Below are 19,120 nucleotides of genomic sequence, written 5' to 3'. Positions count from 1 at the left end.
GATTGAATAATAAATTTAAAAAAATGAAGAAATTGATATGTATAGCCTTGCTAAGTAGTTTTGTAAATCTATTTGCTCAAACTAAATCACCAAATATTATTGTTTTTATGGCAGATGATATGGGATTTGCTGATGTTGGGTTTTCGGGGTCGAAAGATATTAAAACCCCAAATTTAGATAAATTAGCGGCTTCTGGAGTAGTCTTTAAAAATGGGTATATAACACATCCATTTTGTGGTCCAAGTAGGGCTGGTTTGTTGGCAGGACGATACCAGCACAGGTTTGGTTTTGAACACAATCCTCCATCTGATCCTGCGAATCCAATATCTGGTATTGACGTTAACGAGAAACTTTTTCCAAAACGTCTTCAGGAGGCTGGTTATACTACGGGAATTATAGGGAAATGGCATCTGGGATCAGCATCACCTTATAATCCGATGAATAGAGGTTTTGATTATTTCTATGGTTTTTTAAATGGTGGGCATGATTATTATACAATAGATGTAACAGAACCGATAGGTACTGGCTATAAACAAGGATTAGTGCGTAATAAACAGGTTGCAAATTTTGAAGGTTATTTAACAACAGCATTAAGTAAGGACGCGGTAAATTTTGTGGAAGACAATAAGGAAAAACCTTTCTTTTTGTTTCTTTCTTACAATGCTCCTCATCAACCCTTGCAAGCACCAAAAGAAGATATTGCGCGTAATGCCCATATTAAAAACAAAAAGCGTCGTGTTTATGCGGCTATGGTAGATGTAATGGATCGAGGAATTGGTGATGTGGTGACTTCATTGGAAAAAAATGGATTGCGTGAAAACACACTGATTTTCTTCCTTAGCGATAATGGTGGGCCAATATCAAGTAAGAAAAGCCCTAATAAAGGAAATGGTTCTTCAAACGCACCTTTTAGAGGAGGAAAAACCGATTATTATGAAGGCGGAGTTCATGTTCCTTTTATCGCTTCTTGGCCTGCAAAAATTAAATCTGGACAAGTCTATAAGCAACCTGTTATTTCATTGGATATTAGTCGGACTGCTGTTGAAGTTGCCGGTGGTTATGCTATTTCTGGAAATGAAATGGAAGGGGTTAATTTAATTCCATTTTTAAATGGAAAAAAATCGGATGCACCGCACGAAGCTTTGTACTGGCGTTTTCTTGGAACAAAATCGATAATAGCAGGTGGTTATAAGTATATTCAGAAAGGAAAATCAAATCCTGAACTTTTCAATTTGGAAAAGGATATAGAAGAAAAAAATAATATTTTGGGTGCCAATGCGGAACGAGCAGCGAAGATGAAAAAACTTTGGGGACAATGGGATGCGAATAACGTAGAAATGCGTAATCCTGTATATGCTGAATATTATAGAGCGCGTGATGCATTCTTTGAAAGTGCAATTCCCGAAGGAGCAAAAAAAGAAGGTTACAAACCTAAGTATGAAAAGATGTTTCCTAAGAAATAACAATTTAAAAAGATAATGATGAGGAAAATTGCGTTTTCCATTTTATGGATTCTTGTCGTTGCTATGGGGAACGCACAAAAAATAAAACCGATAAAAGCTGTTTTGTCGGCTGGTAAAGTAGTGGCCTTAACGTTTGATGATGGTCTAGAACCTGAGATTCATAAAAAAATGTTGACGATCTTAAAAAAGGAAGCTGTCCCGGTTACTTTTTTTATGATTGGATCCAAACTAAGCAATAAAAAGCTAATAAAACGAGCACTACAGGAAGGTCATGAAATTGGAAATCATTCAATGACGCATCCTGTGCTACCCAAATTATCAATGGAGGGAATTAAAAAAGAAATTATTGGTTTTCAAGAAAAATTCAAACGAGAATTTGACTACAGTCCAAAGCTATTTCGTGCGCCAAAATTGCAATACGATGACCGGGTAATGGAGGTGCTTGTTGCTCAAAAATTAATTCCCATTAATGCAACGGTAGGTACAAAAGATTATTTAGAAATTACTTCTGTTGATGATATTGTTTTTGCCGCAACAGAATCGCCAAAACTTGGAGATGGCGCTATTGTTTTAATGCACGAAAAGCAGAAAACATTGGAAGCCTTGCCACGAATTATTGCTTTTTATAAAGCCAAAGGTTATAAATTTCTAACGGTGTCAGCCTTGCTAAATCTGAAATAAGCATTTTCTTATTCAAGTTTAGAAATGGTTTATGGAATGAAAACACCGATAATTTAACTACTGATAAACTACATATATAAGAAAAAACTCATTTATTACTAAAACAAAATCATTTGTCTGTAGTATAGCTTTATTTGAATGGTACATTTGAGTAGTTAACTCAAATAGCCCAATTCAGAAAAATAAGAGCTGTCAATAAAAACGAGTTTATTTTTTTATTGGCAGCAAAATAAATGACAGATGAGAAACCTATATTTTATAATCAGTATTTTTTTTGTTGTTGCGAAACTTCAAGCGCAAACGAATAAAGAAACCAAACCAAACGTACTATTAATTTACACCGATGATCATCGCTATTCTGGAGTCCATGCTTTGGCAGGTGAAGCGGTAAAAACACCTAATATTGATAAGTTAGCCAATGAAGGATTGGTATTTACCAATACCTATTTGATGGGCGCTTATGCTGGTGGGACATGTATGCCGAGTCGAGCGCAATTGTTGTCAGGAAGAAAATTATTCGATTTAAAAGGGATTGGAAGAACTATTCCAAAAGAGCATGTGAGTATTGGCGAAACTTTTCAAAAGGCAGGATACAATGCACATATAGTGGGAAAATGGCATCAAGACAACCAATCTTTGGGAAGAATGTTTAGCAGTGGAGGTTCTGTTATGAGCAGAGGTATTTATTTAGTAGATCATTACAGAATGCCTTTGTGGAAATGGAGAGCAGATGGAAATTACAAAAAAGAGGAAGCTTATATTTTTGAGTACGATAAAAAAGGAAAAATTGTCAAACGGTCTGTACGCAAAGGAGAAGTTAGAGGGCCAATTAATAATGAAGATGATGGGCCACATACTTCTGAAATTTATGCGGATGAAGCCATAGATTATTTGACCAAAAACAAAAAAGAAAAACCGTTTTTTATGTATTTGGCTTTTCATGCACCTCATGATCCTCGTCAGGCTCCAAAGAAGTACAAAAAAATGTATCCAGAAAAAAAGATGCAATTGTTACCCTCTTATATGCCGCAACATCCTTTTGATAACGGACATATGGCAATTAGAGATGAGGCTTTAGCTCCTTGGCCAAGAACTCCAGAAATTGCTCGTAAAGAATTATCAGATTATTATGCAATTATTACACATTTAGATGCTCAAATAGGACGTGTAGTAGAGAGTTTAAAAAAAACAGGACAGTATGAAAACACCATTGTTGTATTGTCTGGAGATAGTGGATTGGGGGTTGGAAATCACGGTTTGATGGGAAAACAAAATGTGTATGATGAAGATGGAATTCATGTACCTTTTATTATTTCAGGAAAGATAAAAGGAAACGGAAAAAGATTCGATGCCTTAAGTTATATTCATGATATTTATCCAACGGTTTGTGACATTGCCAATGTGAAAATACCAAGTTCAGTATCGGGGAAAAGTTTGTTACCTGTAATTAATGGAGAAAAAAAGCAGGTAAGAGATTATACGTATCATGCCTATAGACAACACCAAAGAGCTTTTAGAAAGGGGGAGTATAAATTGATAGAATTTGTGAGAGCACCCGATATAGATAACAAGTCGAAAACAGAATTTATAGCAGGTACTAAAACCACACTGCTTTTCAATTATAAAAAAGATCCTTGGGAAACTACCAATCTTTCTTTTTTACCGGAATACAAAAGTTTACTGACTTCTATGCAAAAAGAAATGAAAGAGAAAGCCATTGAATTGAATGATTACAAAGAGCACAATGCGTATCCGTACGATTTTTGGGATTATTATTAAAAATTAATTAAATAGAACAAAGTGAGAAATACGATAAATATTTTGCTGTTTTTAATGCTTGTAGTTTGTACAGCGTGCAGTAAATCGACAGAAGGGAATAAAAATGAAAATTTTGATTTTGACTGGAAGTTTTATGCAGGTGAAATAGCAAATACAGAAAATCCAGCTTTTAATGATTCAGATTGGAGAACCGTAAATTTACCACACGATTGGAGTATTGAAGGGAGCTTTAGTAAAGCCAATCCTTCATTTTCTAGAGGTGGTTGGTTGCCAACTGGAAAAGTAGTTTACAGAAAATCATTTACAGTTCCTAAGGATCAAAAAAATAAACGGATGGTTATTTATTTTGATGGCGCTTACCGTAATTCAGAAGTTTATTTAAATGGACATTTATTAGGAAAACGACCTTTTGGCTATATCTCCTTTCATTATGATATGACTCAATATATCAACTTTGGAAAAGAGAACGTAATTACCGTAAAATTAGATAATTCTAACCAACCTGGTTCACGTTGGTATACAGGTACAGGAATTTATCGACACGTAAAATTAATTACAACTGATAAATTATATATTCCGGTTTGGGGTAATTATATAGTTCCAAAAAATGTTTTAAAAAATGAAGCTACACTTCAAATTGAAACGACTATAAACAATGATTTTAAAAAGTCTAAAGAATTTGAAATTGTTACTTCAATTATAGATAAAAAAGGTATTGTTGTTGCTTCAAAAAAAGAAAATCAAAGTTTAGCAGCCAATGATTCAAAAATATATAAGACTGCATTAAAAGTGGATAATCCGAAATTATGGAATACAGATAATCCATATTTGTATGCAGTAAAAACAGAATTACTTCTGAATAATGAAATTGTGTATACCGAAACGAATAGCACAGGTATTAGAAAATTGGAATACAGTACTACGGAAGGTTTCAAATTAAATGGCAAAGTAGTTAAATTAAAAGGTGTTTGCTTACATCACGATGGCGGTCCGTTAGGAGCAGCTGTTTATAGGAGAACTATAGAGCGTCAATTGGAAAAATTACGAGAAATGGGGTGTAATGCTGTTCGAACAGCACACAATCCTTTTTCTGAAGAATTTATGGATGTTTGCGATGAAATGGGGTTTTTAGTAATGAATGAAGCTTTTGATGAATGGGAAAAACCTAAAGAACCCGCAACGATTCAAAATGGTGAAAAGAAAAAGTTACTCGTTCATAATTATGCACATCAATTTAAAAAATGGGCCGATAAAGATTTAACGGATTTTATATTGAGAGATCGAAACCATCCTTCAGTAATTATGTGGAGTATTGGTAACGAAATTGATCAAATGCGTGCTCCAGAAGGAGCGCCAATAGGTAAGCGATTGGTTGCTATTGTTCATAAATTAGATTATCGTCCCGCAACAAACGGAGTGCACGGTTACTGGGATCCTAAACGCCCTAACCAAGAAGCTGCTGCAACAAGTGATATTTATGGGTTTAATTATATCAAACAAGCTCGATTAGATCAAGAACGTGAATTGCTTCCGAATGTTATGGCAGTTATCACTGAGCACGAATCAGCTCAATCATTTTATCCACGTTCTACCTATTTGTATAATAGTGCAAAAACAGCTTGGTGGGATAAGCTTGGGTATGAAAAAGAGGATGCTTTTAATTGGGTGGAAAAAAGAGATATTCGTGGGGAAAATGGTATGGAAGCTTGGAGATTGGTTAAAGAAACTCCATTTTTAATGGGGCTATTTATTTGGACAGGTTGGGATTATTTAGGGGAGGTTATTCCTTTTGGTTGGCCTGCACGTTCATCTTCATTTGCACCTATTGATTTAGCTGGATTTCCAAAAGATGGTTTTTATTTCTATCAAAGTCAGTGGACAGACAAACCTATGGTACACATTTTTCCACATTGGAATTTAGAAGGAATGGAGGGTAAAAATGTAAAAGTTTATGGGTATACCAATGGAGATGAGGTTGAATTATTTCAAGATGGAAAATCGTTAGGGAAACAAAAAAATGATGTAAATAAAGTTGAATACCAAACTTGGAATGTTGTTTACAATCCTGGGGAATTAAAAGCTATTTCGTATAAAAATGGCAAAATTATAGCAGAAAAAATTGTGCGTACAGCAGGTAAACCTTCAAAAATTAAAATTGAAACCAGAAGAACTGAAATGAAAGCTAACGGGCAAGATTTAATTTATGTTGAATGTGCCATTTTTGACAAAGAAGGAAACGAAGTTCCAACTGCTAATAATTTATTAGAATTTGATATTGAAGGAGCTGCTACTATAGCTGGTGTTGGTAATGGTGACAATATGGGGTTAGAACCTTTTAAAGCAAATAAAAGAACAGCTTTTAACGGCAAATGTTTGGTAATCTTACAATCAACGAAGGAATCAGGTTCAATAAAACTTACAGTTAATTCAAAGGGATTGGAATCTTCAATCATTAATTTAAAATCAAACTAACAGGAAAATAATACAGCAAGTATTATAAAAAAATATTGCTTGTCAAATTCAATAAAAAGAAGGTAAAATGAAAATATTCAAAGTATCAATTGTGTTGTTTATAGTTACTGTTAGCGCACTTAGTGCACAAAACACGAAACCAAATATCATTGTCATTTTTGCAGATGATTTAGGTTATGCAGATTTAGGAAGCTATGGAGCCGAGTTTTTTAAAACACCAAATCTTGATAGCATGGCTAATAACGGGATGCGTTATACAGATTTTTATGTAGGAGCATCGGTGTGTTCCCCCTCTAGAGCAGCTTTACTTACAGGCAACTATCCCATCAAAAGTAATATGCATAAAGGGGTGTTATTTCCTTTTTCTAAAGGAGGGTTATTACCTTCTGAATTAACAATTACAGAAGTTCTAAAATCGAATGGATACAAAACAGCTTGTATAGGAAAATGGCATTTAGGACACGAAACTTCAGAGTACATGCCGAACAATCAAGGGTTTGATTATTACTATGGAATTCCTTATTCTAATGATATGGATGCTAGAAATTATCCAAACCAGAATTACAAAGCCCCTCCTCTACCCATGTATAAAAACACAGAAATTGTTGATGAAGGTATGGATCAACGATTTTTTACCAAACGATTTACAAAAGAGTCCGTTGAATTTATTACAAAAAACTCTGATCAACCTTTTTTCTTGTATTTGGCACATCCCATGCCACATACACCGGTACATGTGTCTCCAGATTTTATGCACTCAAGTAAATATGGTCGTTACGGAGATGCTATTCAAGAGTTAGATTGGAGTGTGGGAGAAATTATAAAAACAGTAGAAGCTCAAGGAATTACAAATAATACACTCATCTTATTTACATCAGACAATGGACCTGATCAAGGGTTTTGGATGGGGACAAATCATGGAAAAGCAACGCCATTAAAAGGATCCAAAGGAACTACTTGGGAAGGTGGAATGCGAGTGCCTCTTATTGCTACTTGGCCAGGAAAAATACCAGCTAATACCACCAATGAAGAATTGGTTACGGCTATGGATATTTTTCCAACAGTTGTAAATATAACACAGAGTAAATTTTCTGAAGTTAAAAATATAGACGGACGTGATGTTAGCAATTTGTTATTCAACATGTCATCATTTAAAAATAAAGATGCTGTGTTTTTCTATTACGCAACCAATGGTAAAATAGAAGCCGTCCGTAAAGGAAATTGGAAACTACATATCGCCAAAACCAAAGGATGGGATCAAACTCAAGGAAAATTTCAAATCTGCTTGTTTGATTTGTCAACAGATTTTGGAGAAATAAAAGACTTATCAAAAGATTTTCCTAAAAAAGTATCAGAATTAAAAGCATTAATTAACGATAAAAATAAAGCCGACTTAAAATGAATAAAAACATCTTATTAATTATTTTAATAATATTAGTGTTTTCAAAAGAAGGTGTTTTTGCACAAAATGGAAGACCCAACATTGTCGTCATTTTTGCAGATGATTTAGGGTATTCTGATATTGGCTGTTATGGAGGAGAAATTGAAACACCTAATATTGACAAACTAGCTGATGAAGGTATACGATTTACACATTTTATAAATGGTTCTAAATGTGCACCCTCAAGAGCTTCATTGTTAACAGGTTTGTATCCTGTAGAAACCGGTTGTGTTGGGCCTCCAGATCAAATAGTAAATGGGGTTACTATTGCCGAAATGCTAAAGAAAGCAGGTTATGCAACATTGATGTCTGGAAAGTGGCACGGGAAAGAACATCCTGTAAAAAGAGGGTTTGATCATTTTTTTGGGACTGTTAGTGGGTCTTTTAATTATTTCAAACCAGGTGCTAGTCAAAAGTATATGGAAGATGCAAAGGAGTTGGATTCCTTTCCGCCAGAGCTAAAAGAAAATTTTTATACTACAGACGCTTTTACCAACAAAGCCTTAAAATATTTAGAAGAACAAAAGAATAGTAACGATCCATTTTTTCTATATATCGCTTACAATGCACCACATTATCCGTTACAAGCTTGGCCAGAAGATATTGCTAAATACAGAGGCAAGTATTTAAAAGGTTGGGATAAAATTAGAAAAGATCGATTTGTTCGTCAACAAAAAATGGGAATTGTTCAAGCAGATTGGAAATTATCAAAAAGAGACCAAAAAGTAACTTCTTGGCAAGAGTATCAAAATAAAGATATTGCAGATTTAACCATGGCAACCTATGCTGCTATGATAGATAGAATGGATCAGAATATTGGAAAATTGATTGAGAGATTAGAAGAAACAGGTAAAAAGGAAAATACGTTGATTGTTTTCCTATCAGATAATGGAGGAAATGCAGAAGGTCATATGTGGGATGGTAAAAATCCAAATAATAAACCTGGAGAAAAAAACTCACAAGCTAAATTAGGAATTGAGTGGGCAAACGCAGCCAATACACCTTTTAAAAACTACAAACGCTCAACGTTTAACGGTGGACAGGTTACTCCTTTTATTGTAAGTTGGCCAAAAGGAAACTTAAAACTAGGAAGTATTACCAGACAAAAAGGAAATCTTGTAGATTTAATGCCTACATTTTTAGAATTGGCAAAAGTAAATTATCCAGCAGGTGAAATTTGGAAAGTACCCGCTGAAGGACAATTAAAAACATCATGGGAAATAAGGCCTTTATCAGGAAAAAGTCTGGTTCCTGCTTTTAAGAATCAAGCAGTAAATAGAGAAAATTTTAAAGGATATTTTCAAGGAAGCAGAATGTTAATTGCCAATGATTGGAAAATTGTAGCTAACGGTGGTGATGGTGCTATTTTACATTTAAAAGATGAACCTTGGGAGTTGTATAATTTGAATTCTGATGGAACGGAAACAACTAATTTAATTGATAAATATCCTAAATTGGTCGACTCTTTAGATGTCGTTTATAGAAATTGGATTGATGAAACAGATGCTTATACATCTTTAAAATCTCACGAATATTATCAACCTTATTATACCAAAGCACAACATGTAATTCTTAATAAATTATCAAAAGACAAAAAGTATCAATCCCTTTTAGCTGAAAGAAGAAGCATTGGTTTAAACATAATAGAAGCTTTAAAAAGGCAAAAAACAAAAATGAAAACATCTTTAGGAATGGATAAATTACCGATGTCTTATTATGGAATTGTTGATCAAGGAAAAAAATATACAAATACAACTTCAGAGCTAAAAACTTTGTACAGTGCTTGGGATGAAACTACCGCTACAACCAAAAGTTACTGTAAAAGTTTAGGACATGATTATGCTGAAGTCTGGGAGATACAAGAAAAAATCAGACCAAGAACAACGTCTTTGGAAGTGAATTAATTTGAAAAACATGATCTTTAAGTCGAAATATAGTCCATTTTTATTACTTGCTTTTGTTTGTTTATTTACTTGTAACACGTTCAATAAAAACAAAAAAGTAAAGTCCAATGATAGGCCTAATATCTTAATCTTATTTTTAGACGATCTAGATCCTAATTTTGGATGTTATGGAAATAAATTGGTGCATACTCCCAATATAGACAAACTCGCTTCGGAAGGAATGCTATTTACACGTTCTTACGCCGCAGCAACAGTTTGTAGTCCTAGTCATACCACTTTGTTTACAGGTTGTTATGCATCAACTATTGGAGCAGCAAATCATAGAAGTTCTTATATAGATAAGTTGCCCAAAGGGTATCATATACTTACTGAGTTAATGAAGGATGCAGGTTATTTTACGGTTAATTTTATCAGTGATGGAGACCTTATGTACAATAAAATATACGGGGCAACTGCCAAGACAGATTTAAATTTTGACAGAGGGAAACCAGAAAATAACAGAGAAAGTGGAAAGGAAGTTTTTGAACATCTTCAAATAATAAATCCTAAAGACATTGCTACTTATTTCAAAGGCGGTCAATGGACTAAAAAAGATAAGGAACAACCTTTTTTCGCTTATGCAAATATAGAAACCGGTAAGAAACATGGATTTATTCCTGGTAGAATTTGGGCAAAAGAAAATGGCGTTGCGGTAGATTCTACCCAAATAAAAGTTCCATCACATTATGCAGATACCGATGAAATTCGTTCTGTTTTAGCGGCTAGTATGGATGCGGTTTCACATTTAGATGTAGAGGTTGGGAAGTTTTTGCAAGCACTTGAAAAAGAAGGTTTATCCGAAAATACGGTTGTTATTTTGGCTTCGGATCATGGGGCTACTTTGCAAAGACATAAACAACAGTTATGGACAACAGGTACCAAAGTTCCGATGATAATTCGTTGGCCAAACAACATTAAAAAAGGCACGGTAAATTCTGAATTGGCTAGTATTATTGATGTAGCTCCAACCTGTCTCGCTGTGGCTAAAACAACGATTCCAAAAACGATGGAAGGTTTGAATTTATTGAGTGAAGCACCAAAAAACAGAAAATATCTATTTGCTACTAAAGACGGAATGGATGGTGTTTTTGATTGTTCAAGAATGGTGATTTCTAAGGACTATCAATACATTCATCATTTTTTTCCTGAGTTAGCCTATAATTCTAATGGTTATGCAAAAAGAGCATTGACTTTTAAAAGTATGGCAAAATTGTACAAAGAAAATAAATTGACAGATTTACAAAAAGCATATTTTGAAAAGAAGCCTAAAGAAGAATTGTATGACTTAAACACTGATGACCAGTCGGAAGAAAATTTAGCTTCCCAAGAAAAATTTAAAAAACTGACCTCAAATTATCGTAAAGTGCTTTTTAATTGGCAAAAGGATTCGGGAGATGTGGTGTTGAAGGCAAGAGAATTATTAAACGTAAAAGAAGTTCCAGAAGGAACAAGAGTGGATAATCTATTAAAATTGAAGTATGAAAAAAAGTAAGAGTTTGGCAATATTGTTTTTTGTTTTAGCGATTTCGGTTTCTGCACAAAAAAACAAGAAAAGACCCAATATATTATTTGCCATTTGTGATGATGTATCCTATCCGCACACTAGTTTTGCAGGCAGTAAATTCGTAAACACACCTTCATTCGACAGAGTTGCGCGCGAAGGAATTTATTTTGAAAATTGCTATGCAGGCTCTCCTGGATGTGCACCTTCAAGAAGTTCTATTGTAACAGGAAGACATCATTGGCAAAATGAACAATCGGGTCAGCATGGTTCTTCTTGGATGAAGAAATATGTGCCATTTACAGATGAATTAAAAAACAATGGATACGCAGTAGGTGTTGCGGGGAAGGGTGTAAGTCCTTTTAGATATGCTACGAGTGATAAAGATAAGCTGTGGAGAAAAGGAGATGCGGCTGGTACCTACCATAGTAAAATTGTTTATAAGGGGGCAAATGATAGAAGGCCAACCAATAAAATAAGTGACAAAAATTATTTTGAAAATTTTAAATATTTCATGGAAAATGCAAACGAAGATAAACCCTTTTTCTTTTGGTATGGAGGTCACGAGGCACATAGAGGGTATGAAAAGGATTCTTGGAAAAAAAACAATAAAAAATTATCTGACGTTGAGGTTCCAGCATTTTTTCCTGATACCGATGTGATAAAAGGGGATCTATTAGATTATGCCGTAGAAATTGAGTGGTTCGATTTGCATTTGACTAAGATGTTAACGTATTTAGAGAAAATAGGTGAATTAGAAAATACAGTGGTTATTGTCACGGCAGACAATGGAATGCCATTTCCAAGAGCCAAAGCCAATTGTTATGATTACGGAGTTCACGTTCCTTTGGCAATTCGTTACCCAAAAGAATTTTCAATAAATAAAAGAATTAGTCAGCCGGTTGGTTTTGTAGAATTGGCACCTACCATTCTTGAAATTGCGCAAGTAATTCCTTCTAATATGCAACCCATTACAGGAAAAAGCTTATTGAAAGTATTGAAAGGAAAAAAGAAATTGAGTTCTAAAAAAGCGGTGTATTCAGGAAGAGAAAGACATACTTCTGCACGATATGAAAATATGGGATACCCTCAAAGAAGTATTCGAAAAGACGATTATTTGTTGATTTGGAATCTAAAACCAGAACGCAATCCTGCTGGTGATCCAAAAATGTTTCCAAAAGGAAAAAAACAAGGCAAGTTGGTGGATAATGTATATGCAGATATTGATGGATCTCCTTCAAAGTCGTTTCTAGCAAAAAACAAGAATTCTAAAGACTATGGCTATTATTTTGATTTAGCAACTGATAAAAGACCAGAATACGAGCTATATAATATTAAGGTTGATGCAGCATGTTTGAATAATTTATCAGGGATTGCAGAAATTCATAAAATTGAAAAATCTCTTAAAAAAGAATTACTAGCAGAGTTAAAAAGAAGCAAGGATCCTCGAATTGTGGGTTCTAATAAAGAAATTTTTGATACCTATAAAAGGTATTCTTCAATGCGGTATTTTCCAGAAATAAAATAAGACTAAGTTATGAGTAAATTTAAATTAAGCCTTTTTTTATCGATATTTTCTTTAGTCTCACTTTTTGCAAGAGAATATAATATAGCTAAGTATGGAGCTATAAATGACGGACTAACACTAAATACAATTGTAGTTCAAAAAGCGATTGACGATTGTAATAAAAATGGAGGAGGAACTGTAATGGTAGATGGTGGAGGAGTCTATGTAATTGGAACCATTTTTATGAAAAGTAATGTAACATTGCATGTTGATAATGGAACAGTATTACAAGGAAGTACAAATCAAGCAGATTACCCCTTGGAAGGCGTTCATAAAAACATGTACAGCAGAGAGCCTTCTAAAGATGCTTGTTTGATTTATGCAGAAAATGCTAGCTCAATGGCAATTGAAGGGCATGGAACTATTGATGGAAATGGACACTATAAATATTTTCCTCGCAAAGGTAGAATGAAACGACCTATGCTAATTCGTTTTAAAGATTGTTCTAATATATCTATGCGAGATATTCATTTAATAAATCCAGTTGCCTGGACAACAGCTTGGTTGTATTGTAACAATATTACTGTAGATGGTATTACCATTGTAAGTAGAGCAAATTTTAATGGCGATGGATTGGACTTTGATGGCTGCCAGAATGTACGTGTAAGTAATTCAAACTTTGATAATAGTGATGATTGTATTTGTTTACAAGCTTCTTTGCCTCACAAACCTTGTAAAAATATAACAATTAACAATTGTAATTTCACAACAAAATGGGGAGGTATGCGAATCGGCTTATTGTCCCGTGGAGATATCGGTTATGTTACAGTATCAAACTGTACTTTTAAAGATATTCAAGATTCAGGTCTTAAAATTCAACAAAATGAAGGAGGAGAAATGAGTCATATGACTTTTAGTAATTTAGTAATGGAAAATGTACCAAGACCAATATTTATGACTTTTTGTCAACAAACAGCAAGTGTTGATACGCCAAAGGGAGAGTACGAACCTTTAAAGAGAATGCATCATATGAAATTTGATAATATTGTTGTAGATAATTCTAAAGGAGATCGCCATTCTGCTTTTTTCTTAACGGGTATTCCTGGTCATGAAATTGAAGATATATCAATTACGAATGTAGATTTTATTGTAGCCGGAGGTGTAAATAAGGAAGATGCTAAACAAAAGGATGTAAAAGAATATACCCATGATAATATGAAAAGGTGGCCAGAGTTTTATGTTGTGAAGGAGTTACCGGCTTATGGTGTATATGCAAGACATATTAACGGTTTAAACTTGGAGAATTTTTTCATAACTACTTTGAAAGAAGACAAACGTTTACCTGTTATTTTGAATCAAGTACGAAATGCTACAACAAGGAATATTAAAGCGAATGGGAAGCTTATAAAACTAAAAAAATAAAAATGAAAAAATTACTAGTAGTACTGTTTTTTGTAAATGGTTTCATAAGTGTAAATGCTCAAACTATTCCCTTAAAAGTAGAAAAGGGAGATTTGTTATTCGCTGATAATTTTGACAAATCTGAAGACGACAAAACATGGACGGTGCATGAAAAATTTACGGGTGCTTTTAGCAAAGTAAATGGCGTTTGGGTGACGAAAGAAATAGCAGGTGCAGGGCATGGTTCTACTGCTAGAGTTCATTTTGATTATAAAGATGTGATCATTGAATTTGATTTTCAATTCAAAGGCGGAACTCGATTTAATATTGTTATGGATGATAGCGATTGCAAATCAGTTTGGGCGGGTCACATTTGTAGAGCTTCTTTTTCAAAAGGAGGTTTTATGGTGCAAGACGATAAAACCGGAACGATGGATTTGAATATTAGAAATCAGATTAAAGACAATCCTAAAAGAAAAAAGGAATTAAAAGCGTTTTTAGATGCTAAAAAATCATTCGTAAAAATGAAATTTGAAGAAGGGAACTGGTATCATGCGGTTATAACGAAACAAGGCACTGTTTTAGAATGCAAGGTAGGAGATAAAATAGCGCAACTAAAATCTGAAGGAATAGGGCATGCTAAATTGAATAAATTTGGTCCAACAATAACTGGGGCCGATATCTTATTTGATAATTTGTCTATGTGGGCTTTGAAAAAATAATAAACTAGTTAATTGAAACCTGTTAGGCGTTTTGAAGATGTTTATTTGTATGATTCCTAAAAAAGCAAGCTTCAAAAATTTAGTTAAGCACTTCCAGTTCCATTAACTTACAGTTAAAATCATTTCTCTCTATTCCCCGAACCTCAAATAAAGCATTAAAGTGTTTAGTAGTTCCTTGTAATTGTTTTTGAAATTCTGAAAGCCAAATTTTACTTGTGAATTTTCTTACTGTTGCCAGTACGCCAATGTCATTGTTTGAAACAAAATACAAGGCACTATGGCCGCTTTCTGAAGTATTGTAGGAAACCATAGCATATTCTACATTTAGGTTCGTTCCAAACTTGGTATTGTATAATTTTTCAATACTGTCAGTTTTATACTTAAATCCATCTTTAAAAGTTGAAAATACTTTACTGTCTTTCAGAAATAAAGATTTAGATAGATTCATAGTTTTATACTGACCAATAAAAATAGTATTATACTTTTGTAGATCTTCATATTTAAGTTTACTCTCCAGTTGAAGATGAAAGTCATTATCATTAAAATCAAACCACTTACTTAATGTTTTAACAGTATAAGGTGCCATTTTAGACATCAAAGTATAATCTGTTATTTTTAAATCTTTGTTCGGATGTTCTTGTGTGTATTGTATTAGGTCCTTATAGTTGTTTATTTCTGGGTATGAAACTCCATACATTTTCCCGTCTTTCATTTTTTCATAAACAATGAATTGATCAGAAATGATTAACAAGTTTTCTGCTTTTTTTTCAAAATAAGCCTCCCAAATAAATGTTGGTTTTGTAATAAGAGTTCTTACAATAAAAAAGGAAAATACGGCAATTAGAAGCAAAGCAAGAGCGATCTTAAGATGTTTTATGGGGATGATTAAATTTTCGCCTTTTCTCGGTTTTGATTCAAAATAAGTATCAGCAGATAAAAAAGTTAAATTGTATTGCCCTTTTTTGATGTCAAATATTAAAAGTTCCTTCTTGCCATCATTTTCGTAATATTTCGAGAGTTTCTCACGCAGCTTATACATCTTTGAACGAACAGTTCCATAATTTTTATCGTTTTCATAATTCTCTCCAAATAAATCAGTTCCAATGGTGTATTCTTTTAAATCTTCTCCAACGAGAGCTTTTTCAACCAAATAGGTCAATAAAGAGGAATAAGTAGACGAGCGTTTGAACAGCTCATGTCCTTGAATTCGGTTTAATGCTTCGTATATTTCTTTTCGTTTTTCTATTGAAATCATCCTTTTCAAAAATAGAATTTGAAGTTGGTAATAGAAAGGAAAGGAAGCTGTTTTTTTGAAAACTATATTTTCAGTCCAAATTTGAAGGAATAGTGGTTTTTGTTTTTAGTGTATTGATAATTAGTGAGTCATGATTTGTGTTTAACGGTTAAATGACAGTTGTGAATACAGTTTTTCTAATGAAATTTTATAGAAGACTTTCAAAGCTTTGTAAACTTGTTCTCATTGTAATCGATAAAATATTCCTAAAATGAAAATTATAACAAATCATTTGATTCTATTTTTCCTAATTATAGGGAATTTAGCAAACTCGCAAACTTGGAGAAATTCCAATGCAAATCTCGATACTCGTATTGATGACCTATTATCTAAATTAACTTTAGAAGAAAAAATCAATTACTGTGGCTCTAGAATTCCTGAAATTAAAAGATTAGGAATTCCCTATTTTGAATGGTATGGGGAAGCACTTCATGGAATCATTAGTTGGAATTGTACCCAGTTTCCTCAGAACAATGCTATGGGAGCAAGCTGGAACCCGGATTTAATGTATGATGTAGCAACTGCAATTTCTAATGAAGCGAGAGCTCTAAAAAATGCGGGTAAAAAAGAAGTAATGATGTTTTCTCCAACTGTAAATATGGCTAGAGATCCAAGGTGGGGTAGAAATGAGGAATGTTACAGTGAGGATCCTTTTTTAATGTCTGAAATTGCACGTATGTATATCCGAGGGATGCAAGGGAATGATCCAAAGTATATCAAAGCAGTGACCACAGTAAAGCATTATGTCGCAAATAATATAGAGAATAAGAGAGAAATTAAACAGTCTTATATTGGGAAGAAAGACTTGTATGAATATTATTTTCCAGCATACAAAACCTGTATAATTGATGAAAAGGCAACCGGCATCATGACTGCCTTAAATGGACTAAATGGGGTTCCTTGTTCTGCGGATGATTGGTTGGTCAACGATGTTTTAAGAAAAGAATGGGGATTTGAAGGTTATGTGATTGCAGATTGGGCTGCAATACAGGGCATTGAGAAGCGCATGAAATATGCCAAAACTCAAGAAGAAGCCGCTGCAATGGCAATAAAAGCAGGTGTAGATCAAGAGTGTTTTCGAAATAAGGTTAAAAAAGCTCCTTTTGTGGAGGCATTACCTAGTGCTTTAGAGCAAGGGTTGATTACAGAAGCTGAATTAGATATTACTGTCCGACGATTGTTGAGATTGCGTTTTATGATTGGTGATTTTGACGATCCAAAATTGAATCCTTATTCTCAAATTCCTACCAGTGTTTTAGAATGCGACGCACATAAAAATTTGGCTTTAAAGGCTGCTGAGCAGACGATAGTTTTGTTGAAAAACGAAAAGAATATTTTACCATTAAAAAAAGATATTGAGGATTTAGCAGTTATTGGGCCTTTTGCGAACAGGTGTTGGATGGGGATTTATTCTGGGAATCCTAAATCAAAAGTCTCTCCTTTACAAGGAATTAAAAATGTAGCAAAAGGCAAGGTGTCTTATGCTGAGGGATGTTCTATCAAAGAAGGTGTGGACGATACTCAAAAAATAAAGGAAGCTGTAGCCTTGGCAAAAAAATCGAATTATGTAGTTTTGGTAGTTGGAAATGATGAAGATACTTCAACTGAGAATACAGATCGTATGTCCTTAAAATTACCTGGGAACCAGCATGAGTTGATTAAGGCGATTCGAAAAGTTAATAAAAATGTCATTTTGGCTGTCATTCCAAGCGGATCCACAGAAATTGGTTGGGAACAAAAAAATGTACCTGGAATAATTTGTGCTTGGGCGAATGGACAAGAGCAAGGAAATGCATTGGCTAATGTATTGTTTGGAAATGTAAATCCAAGTGGGAAATTGAATACGACTTGGTATAAATCGGTGAATGACTTACCCGATTTTGAGAATTATCACATTCAAGAAGGTAGAACCTATATGTATTTTGAAGGAAAGCCATTGTATCCTTTTGGGTTTGGTTTGAGTTATACAGATTTTGAGATCAATAACGTTTCCTTAGATAAGAAAACGTTAAATCCGTCGGAGTTTTTAACGATTACTGCAAATGTTAAAAATATTGGTAAAGAGGATGGTGAAGAAGTAATTCAGGTTTATGTCAAAGATGTAAAGTCCTCTCAAAAAACACCTAAAAAAGCATTGAAAGGTTTTCAGAAAGTAGCTGTAAAAGCTGGACAGTCAAAGTCTATTGAAATTAAAATTCCTTACGAAGCATTTACGTATTACAATATAACTAAAGAGCAATATACTGTTGAAGAAGGTAAATTTGAAATTTTAGTAGGAAATGCAAGTGACAATATTACCGCTGTTGAAAAGGTGAAAGTAAAAGGAGGAATTGTTCCGAAAATTAAAGTAGGGCAAAAAAGTGCCTTTTATAAATTTGACCCTAAGAAGCATGGATTGAATTGGGATTATTTGTATAAAAATAAAACTGAAATGGGTTCCTCAGGAAGCATAAAAGCAGATAATTCCGAATGGGTAGAATATGAAATTACCTTTGTAGATCCAGGATTTTATGTGAATACTTGGGATGCTGAGTTGCGTTTTAAATCGGCTTCAAAAGAAGCTATTGTAGAAACTTTTATGGCGGGTAATGCTATTAAAACCTACACGATTTTGAATAATCAAAGAAAATTAAAAATTAAAATCCCTATTCCTCCAGAATATGGAAAGCCAGTGCGATTAAGAATTAAAACAAGAAAGGGGCAGGTAGTACATGAGTCTGTGAAAATTATACCACCTGGAGAAAAGCCTGCGTTTACAATCTCTGAAATAATTAGAAAGTCTAGTTAAGGATTTCAGAAACGGATTATATTAGTTATTGGTTGGCTTGGTAGGTTTAGGTTCCTTTTTTTCTAAGCCTCTAGCCAACGAAATTCTCACTATAGGCAGAAATAGCTATAATGTATGTCATTTTCTTG

12 protein-coding genes are annotated in these 19,120 nt (G+C 33.8%); 11 read left to right on the top strand and 1 reads right to left on the bottom strand.

All coding sequences use genetic code 11. The annotated features are described in order from the left end of the window. Positions 1-23 precede the first annotated feature (23 nt). The 10 genes from FGM02_RS03550 to FGM02_RS03505 all read left to right on the top strand — a co-directional run bounded on the left by FGM02_RS03550 (position 24) and on the right by FGM02_RS03505 (position 14,910). Complete coding sequence (locus FGM02_RS03550) at positions 24-1,463, top strand: sulfatase-like hydrolase/transferase (RefSeq protein WP_139956942.1); 1,440 nt, start codon at positions 24-26, stop codon at positions 1,461-1,463. An 18-nt stretch (positions 1,464-1,481) separates the two neighbouring features. Continuing rightward, the gene (locus FGM02_RS03545) at positions 1,482-2,144 is read left to right on the top strand and encodes a polysaccharide deacetylase family protein (protein ID WP_166461126.1); all 663 of its coding nucleotides are present in this window, start codon (positions 1,482-1,484) and stop codon (positions 2,142-2,144) included. A 240-nt stretch (positions 2,145-2,384) separates the two neighbouring features. Beyond that, entirely contained in the window at positions 2,385-3,923 is a 1,539-nt protein-coding gene (locus FGM02_RS03540; protein ID WP_139956940.1) for a sulfatase-like hydrolase/transferase, read from the top strand. Between the two features lie 21 nt (positions 3,924-3,944). Then, positions 3,945-6,395 (top strand): sugar-binding domain-containing protein, encoded by a 2,451-nt coding sequence (locus FGM02_RS03535; protein ID WP_243739344.1) that lies wholly within the window; start codon positions 3,945-3,947, stop codon positions 6,393-6,395. 67 nt (positions 6,396-6,462) lie between these two features. After that, complete coding sequence (locus FGM02_RS03530) at positions 6,463-7,797, top strand: sulfatase family protein (protein ID WP_139956939.1); 1,335 nt, start codon at positions 6,463-6,465, stop codon at positions 7,795-7,797. Beyond that, complete coding sequence (locus tag FGM02_RS03525) at positions 7,794-9,740, top strand: arylsulfatase (protein WP_139956938.1); 1,947 nt, start codon at positions 7,794-7,796, stop codon at positions 9,738-9,740. Before FGM02_RS03530 ends, FGM02_RS03525 begins: the two co-directional genes overlap by 4 nt. 10 nt (positions 9,741-9,750) lie before the next feature. Beyond that, positions 9,751-11,271 carry a sulfatase family protein gene (locus FGM02_RS03520; protein WP_139956937.1) on the top strand — a complete coding sequence of 507 codons (1,521 nt, stop codon included), beginning with the start codon at positions 9,751-9,753 and terminating at the stop codon, positions 11,269-11,271. Further along, positions 11,258-12,808 carry a sulfatase family protein gene (locus FGM02_RS03515; RefSeq protein ID WP_139956936.1) on the top strand — a complete coding sequence of 517 codons (1,551 nt, stop codon included), beginning with the start codon at positions 11,258-11,260 and terminating at the stop codon, positions 12,806-12,808. Before FGM02_RS03520 ends, FGM02_RS03515 begins: the two co-directional genes overlap by 14 nt. 9 nt (positions 12,809-12,817) lie before the next feature. Next, positions 12,818-14,209, top strand: coding sequence for a glycoside hydrolase family 28 protein (locus FGM02_RS03510; protein WP_139956935.1), 1,392 nt, complete (start codon positions 12,818-12,820; stop codon positions 14,207-14,209). Positions 14,210-14,211: 2 nt separating this feature from the next. Then, entirely contained in the window at positions 14,212-14,910 is a 699-nt protein-coding gene (locus FGM02_RS03505) for a hypothetical protein (protein ID WP_139956934.1), read from the top strand. A gap of 79 nt (positions 14,911-14,989) precedes the next feature. Here the strand turns inward: FGM02_RS03505 and FGM02_RS03500 are convergent, their stop codons facing one another. Next, the gene (locus tag FGM02_RS03500; protein ID WP_139956933.1) at positions 14,990-16,165 is read right to left on the bottom strand and encodes a hypothetical protein; all 1,176 of its coding nucleotides are present in this window, start codon (positions 16,163-16,165) and stop codon (positions 14,990-14,992) included. Between the two features lie 250 nt (positions 16,166-16,415). On the opposite strand from FGM02_RS03500, the gene FGM02_RS03495 reads away from it, so the two are divergent. Continuing rightward, positions 16,416-18,992 (top strand): glycoside hydrolase family 3 C-terminal domain-containing protein, encoded by a 2,577-nt coding sequence (locus FGM02_RS03495; RefSeq protein WP_139956932.1) that lies wholly within the window; start codon positions 16,416-16,418, stop codon positions 18,990-18,992. Positions 18,993-19,120: the final 128 nt, after the last annotated feature.

It is taken from the genome of Flavicella sediminum (assembly GCF_006381105.1).
In the GTDB taxonomy this organism is placed as follows: domain Bacteria; phylum Bacteroidota; class Bacteroidia; order Flavobacteriales; family Flavobacteriaceae; genus Flavicella; species Flavicella sediminum.
This window is presented reverse-complemented; position numbering and strand designations above follow the sequence as displayed.

Bases quoted from the DNA above. Each gene is read 5' to 3' on its own strand.
- FGM02_RS03510 (WP_139956935.1), top strand. From the start codon at position 12,818: ATGAGTAAATTTAAATTAAGCCTTTTTTTATCGATATTTTCTTTAGTC.
- FGM02_RS03515 (WP_139956936.1), top strand. From the start codon at position 11,258: ATGAAAAAAAGTAAGAGTTTGGCAATATTGTTTTTTGTTTTAGCGATT.
- FGM02_RS03520 (WP_139956937.1), top strand. From the start codon at position 9,751: ATGATCTTTAAGTCGAAATATAGTCCATTTTTATTACTTGCTTTTGTT.
- FGM02_RS03540 (WP_139956940.1), top strand. From the start codon at position 2,385: ATGAGAAACCTATATTTTATAATCAGTATTTTTTTTGTTGTTGCGAAA.
- FGM02_RS03500 (WP_139956933.1), bottom strand. From the start codon at position 16,165: ATGATTTCAATAGAAAAACGAAAAGAAATATACGAAGCATTAAACCGA.
- FGM02_RS03530 (WP_139956939.1), top strand. From the start codon at position 6,463: ATGAAAATATTCAAAGTATCAATTGTGTTGTTTATAGTTACTGTTAGC.
- FGM02_RS03495 (WP_139956932.1), top strand. From the start codon at position 16,416: ATGAAAATTATAACAAATCATTTGATTCTATTTTTCCTAATTATAGGG.
- FGM02_RS03505 (WP_139956934.1), top strand. From the start codon at position 14,212: ATGAAAAAATTACTAGTAGTACTGTTTTTTGTAAATGGTTTCATAAGT.
- FGM02_RS03525 (WP_139956938.1), top strand. From the start codon at position 7,794: ATGAATAAAAACATCTTATTAATTATTTTAATAATATTAGTGTTTTCA.
- FGM02_RS03545 (WP_166461126.1), top strand. From the start codon at position 1,482: ATGAGGAAAATTGCGTTTTCCATTTTATGGATTCTTGTCGTTGCTATG.
- FGM02_RS03550 (WP_139956942.1), top strand. From the start codon at position 24: ATGAAGAAATTGATATGTATAGCCTTGCTAAGTAGTTTTGTAAATCTA.